The following is a 5,134-nucleotide window of genomic DNA, read 5'->3' on the forward strand; positions in this document are numbered from 1 at the left end:
TGGCCGCCCTGGGCGCCGGCGCCGTGCTGCTCCTGCTCGCCGTCCAGCGCCGCCGTCGGGACTGGTAGAGCCTCTCTCGCCTGAAGAGAGCCAGGGGAGCCGCCATTTGGCGGCTCCCTTTCCTTTTCCCGGCCGGTTCTGGGCGTTTTGTCTTATTGCCGATGAGTGTCGGATGCAACGAAAAAGGCGATCGGCGTTTTCGTTGCCTGCCGTTGAATAGTCGGATGAGAGTATCGCAAAAGAAGAGTGCAACGAAATCGCGAATCAGCTTCTTGGTTGCAAGGTCTATTTTCTCCTTTGGCGCTCGCTGCCAATCTAAGCTCAGATAGCCGAGTTCAAATATGCATCGAATGTGATACTATCACTTTCGATGAAAGGAGGGCGACATGCTGCTGAACTTCACGGTTAAGAATTGGATGTCCTACCAACATGCGGTGGATCTTCCCTTGATAGGCTCGCTCGAACGGCAGCACAAGGGCACCTTGGCCAAGATTCCGGGCTACCGGAGCCGATGGGCGCTGCCGGTGGGCGCCGTCTACGGTGGAAACGCCTCGGGCAAGACGGCGCTGTTCAAGGCAATAACGGCACTGCGGAATCTTGTTGTCGAGGATGTCGGCGTTGATGGCCGGCTGCCCCTGCAGCCGTTTCTTCTCCAAGAGAATGCCTCTCAAAAGCCCGTCGAATTCGAGATCACCTTTCTGAGCGGGGAGGTGGTGTACCGCTACGTGGTGGAAGCTGTGCGGACCGGGGTTGTCTACGAGTCCCTGGAGACGCTGACGGAAAGGGCGGCGTCCTATATATATGAGCGAGAGCCTGGCGGCGACAGCTCGTCCTTCGTGTTCCGCGAGAGTTTCTTCTCCGATCCGGGGCATGTGGAGTATGCCGCGAAGAGCACGCGGCCAAACCAGCTGTTCCTCGGAAGCGCTGTCGCTCAAAACATCGCCGAGTTGGAGGGTGCATACCGCTGGTTCTCCGAGGTGCTCGAGCTGGTGGGGGTGGAATCCCATTCGTGGAGCTTCGCGAAGGCCGTCGGAACTCGGGCTGGCTTTCTGGAGTTCGCCGGAGACACGCTGTCGCGTCTCGACACCGGCATCGTCGGCCTGATGGGGGAGCCGGTGGCCGTCGACTTGCTTCCTGAGGATCCTTCGCTGGATAAGGCGATGCGCTCCTTGGCCGAAGACGAGGTCATCACCTTGGTGGCCGACCGCGCAGCGGGGGACTACGGTTTCGAAGTTATCACGGTCAGCAAGACGGAGGGACGGCTGGAGGCCGAGAAGATAAAGGCCCTCCATCGCGGCCCCGATGGTGAAGCGCGAGCCCTGAATCTGACGGCGGAATCTTCCGGGACCCAGCGTCTGCTCGGGCTGCTCCCCATGCTCTTCGACCTGGTGGGAGCAGACGGGCGCGCCGCCTCCAAGGTCTGCATTGTGGACGAGCTCGACCGTTGCTTCCACACGATGCTGACGGCGCGTCTCATCGAGGACTTCACGGCGACATGCGGCCCTGAAACGAGAAAGCAGCTCCTCTTCACGACCCACGATTTGCTTCTCATGGATCAGCGTCTCATGCGGCGGGACGAGATGTTCATTGCTCAGCGGGGAACCGACGGCTGCTCCGATCTCGTTAGCCTTGCGGAGTTCGAGGGCATACGTTTCGACAAAGACCTTGTCCGCAGTTACCTTGACGGGCGTTTCGGAGGCATTCCCATGCTCACGGAGGTGGTCTCCCGTGATTAGGAAGAGAAAGGATTCCGAGCTCAGGCGGAGCAGAATAGAGACCCGCCCGTACCGGAGTGTTTGCTGGATAAGCGCCGAGGGGCAGACGGAACGCGACTATTTCAGCATGGACGTCTTCAGAAACGCGGACAAGGCCGTTCGCTTCCCGCGCGACATCCATCCTGACAGACGCAATCCCGTTCAGGTCCTCAAGCGATTTCAAAAGGCGCTGAGAGATCGTGATTTCCGGCCTCAGGATGAGGCGTGGCTTGTTGTCGACAATGACGAATGGCCTGCAGAGGAGTTTCGCGTGCTGCGGGAGTGGGCTTGCGCCGACCCGCGGCACCATGTGGTCGTAAGCAATCCGAAGTTCGAGTTGTTTCTCCTCATGCACTTCGAGAAGGGAAACGGCTGCACCACCCCGTCGAAGGTGGATGCGGCCCTCAAGCGCCATATGCCGCGCTATGCGAAGCGCATTCGATGCGGCCAGTTTAACCGCTCGGAAGTAGAGCAGGCGATTCTTCGTGCGCGAAGCAAACGCTCCGCCTGCTCGGAAGTCTTTCCTGCGCCGGGCATGACCGATGCCCATCTCCTGGCCGAGCGGCTCCTGGGGTAGGAGGGGCTCTCCGCGTCGCCTCCCCGAAGAGCCGCCGTCTGGCGGCTCTTCTTTTGTGATGGGAAAACTCACGCTTTTCTGCGCCCCGACTTGGGTATATAATCGGCAGTTATCTACAGCTTGGTAACGGGAGCGCAACGGCGCGGCTACGGAGCGCAGGCGCCCTCGACGATAGAGAGCCAGGAGATGAAAGACATGAGGAAGACGCACCAGCACCGACTCCTCCGCGGGGCCATGGCGGCCGTGCTCGCCTGCGGGCTCATGATGCCGACCACGGCGCTCACCGCCTTCGCGGATGAGGAAAACACGCCTACCCCCCCCCTCGCTTCTGAGATAGACTCCGGCGGCTTTGATGCCGCCGTGTCCGATGCGGGCGCGGGCGAGCCCGCAGACGGCGAGGCGGACGCTTCCGCCGGCACGGCCGCCGAGAGCGCCGCCCATGCGGCGAGCCTCGGGGTCCAGTACCTCGGCCGCGCCGCCCAGGTCGCCGACGGCTCAGGGGAGCCGGCTCCCGCGAGTGCAACCCTTGCCTCGGAGAGCGAGCCTGCGGCCCAGAGCAACACCGTGACCCTCGGCGGCCTCACCATGGTGGGCGAGGGCATCCAGGCGAGCGACTTCACCTTGGCGGGCAACCTGCTCACCATCAACACCGATGCGCCCTTCATCATCTCTGGCACCAGCACAGCTACCACGCTCGTTGTGCCCGCGGGCGTGCAGGCCCACATCACGCTTGACGGCCTGAGCATCTCCTCCTCCGCTACTCCGGCGCTTGACATCAAAGCGGGCGGCGAGGCTCATCTTGTTTTGGCTGACGGGAAATCGAATGCCCTCACGAGTACCAATGGGTCTTGGCCCGGTTTGCACTGCGGCACAGGCGCTGTGCTGACTATCGATGACGAGGTGCCTAATGTTGATGTGTCGGGCAACCTCATTACACCCGAGAAGGGGCAGATCCCTGCTGGTACGGTGTACGTGGATAACACGGGAGTTACCCGCACAAGCGAGGGCGACTACCTTACGCTCATCGACAGCCTGAATCCCGGCATCCTCACGGTAAAGGGAGGCACCAACGCAGCGGCCCTCGGCGGCGCCTGGGGAGAGGACGGCGGTTCCATGACCTTCAATGGCGGCATTCTCAATGCCACGAACCCCGACAGTTCAGGTGGCGGCGGTGCCGGGATCGGCGGCGGGCGCGGGGCGGCAGGCACATCGCCTGACGAGTGGATCACCATCAACGGCGGCCGCATTACGGCTCAGGGCGGTTATCATGGCGCCGGCATCGGCGGCGGCTACAACCAGAGTGTGACATTACCGACAGGTCTGACGAAGTCCACTCACCCGGGCGGTACGGGCAACGTCCGCATCAATGGCGGCTATACCGAATCCAACGGCGGAGCGCATGGCAACGGCTTCGGCCGCGCCTGCTATGGCTCTTGCAACACCTGCGACAATCGCGATTACACTATTCTCATCACGGGCGGCACCATGATCCCCAAAGGCGGCACTGATCTGGCTACGGCCATGGATATCGGCGGCGCGGGCACCAAACCCCCTAGCAGCAGCTCTGTTACAGATTGGGCGGCCAACGTGGTCATCTCGGGCGGCTCGGTAAAGGTGAGCACCACGGGCGGCAAGTTCCGCTTCGACGGGGTGGCCTACGGCTCCTATACCGAGGACGAGGACGGGAAGATCACTCCTAACCGAACCGATCAGGTGGAGCTTATCACCATCAACCTCACCAAGGATCTCGAGGACCTCACCCCCGAGGGCGAGACGGTGAACCTCGACCGCACCATCACCTCGTGGACGCTGCTCGTCGGCGGAGAGGAAGTGGGGTATGGCGCACCCGCCCAGTTCAATGAGGGCTTCCTATATCTTTGGCTGACTCCCGACCAGGCGGCCCAGCAGGTGACCGTGCAGCTGTCCTACGAGGGGCCCGACGGGAGCCCCGTGCCGGTAGAGCCTCTGTACCGTCCCGCCGGCGGCACGGGCGGCGACACCAACCTCAAGCGCTACGTGTTCTTCGACCTGCAGGACGACTTCTTCGACCAGGCCGCGGCCGACGGGTCCACCGGCACCGCCCAGGTGCCCTACGACGCGCTCAGCACCTACGAGCAGCGCAAGTACGGAGACACGAAGGACGAGAACGGCATGGTGACGGTGCCGGTGGTGAAGAAGAAGTACGACGGCCTGTCCTACCAGGTGAAGGAGCTGAGCGAGGACGACTCCATCAGCTCCGGCGGCGACGACAACAAGCCCATCTGGGACAAGATCAGCTACCTCATCCAGGTCTACGACGCCGAGACGGGCAAGCTCGGCGCCGAGCAGCCCTCCGACACCACGCCGAGCGACACGGGCCTCTCTCGCTTCACCATGACCTCCACGCAGTACTCCGGCGAGCCCGACTACAAGGAGAGCTACTACGGCCACCGCGCCTACGGCTGGTGCGAGATCACCCCGGTGCCCGCCGTGGTGAAGATCGCCGAGAACGACGGCGCGGCCTGGGTGCGCCTGTCCGCCGACGGCTCCTCCTACGAGATCGTGAAGGAGACCGACTCCGAGCCCGGCAACCGCCTGCGCCTCGCCTTCGACATACGCTCGGCCAAGGGCACGGCCGTCACCTGCAAGGCCCCCACGGGCAGGTTCCAGGTGATGATCGACGGCCAGCCCGTGGGCGATCCCATCGACCTCACCGAGGAGGTCATCGAGAAGTCCCTCGGCTCCTCCTACGAGGTCGTCTCGGGCGAGGAGGGCCGCGAGACGGTGCGCGTGGTCTACTACCTGGACCCCACCAACCTCGACG

3 protein-coding genes are annotated in these 5,134 nt (G+C 63.0%); all 3 read left to right on the plus strand.

Annotated elements, in window-relative coordinates; translation table 11 throughout:
• The first annotated feature begins 386 nt into the window (after positions 1-386).
• Positions 387-1,736: an ATP/GTP-binding protein gene (locus tag Q5064_RS11260; RefSeq protein WP_302964741.1), complete on the plus strand. Its 1,350-nt coding sequence runs from the start codon at positions 387-389 to the stop codon at positions 1,734-1,736.
• On the plus strand, positions 1,729-2,331 hold the full coding sequence (locus Q5064_RS11265) for an RloB family protein (RefSeq protein WP_302964743.1): 603 nt from the start codon (positions 1,729-1,731) through the stop codon (positions 2,329-2,331). Before Q5064_RS11260 ends, Q5064_RS11265 begins: the two co-directional genes overlap by 8 nt.
• Positions 2,332-2,526: 195 nt before the next feature.
• Positions 2,527-5,134, plus strand: a 2,608-nt coding sequence (locus Q5064_RS11270) for a carbohydrate-binding domain-containing protein (protein ID WP_302964745.1), incomplete at its 3' end; no start/stop codon positions are given.

It is taken from the genome of uncultured Adlercreutzia sp. (assembly GCF_958431955.1).
GTDB lineage: Bacteria > Actinomycetota > Coriobacteriia > Coriobacteriales > Eggerthellaceae > Adlercreutzia.